Here is a 310-nt window from a genome sequence, read left to right as displayed (position 1 = left end):
CCGCAAGCCCTGGCCAGGACGCGGGAGATCGCGGAGCGCTGCCGCGTTTCGCTGGACGAACTTGCCTATCAATATCCCGAGGAGAGGGACGATCCCTCGCTGACGCCGCAACAGACGCTGGAGAAGCTGACTTGGGACGGCGCCGAGCGGCGCTATCCCGAGGGGCTACCGGACAGAGTCCGCGCGACCCTCCTGCACGAATTGCGGCTGATCGAAAAGCTGGGCTATGCGCCTTACTTCCTGACGGTCAATGCGATCGTCCGGTTCGCGCGCTCACAGGACATCCTGTGCCAGGGCAGGGGATCGGCGG

1 pseudogene is annotated in these 310 nt (G+C 65.5%); it reads left to right on the top strand.

What is annotated here, in order from left to right:
• Nucleotides 1–310 (top strand): annotated as a pseudogene (locus ACZYTC_RS34325) (PHP domain-containing protein); the annotation flags it as partial.

It is taken from the genome of Labrys sp. F242 (assembly GCF_057813875.1).
Note: the sequence above shows the minus strand (reverse complement) of the source record. Positions and strands in the feature narration are given on the sequence as shown.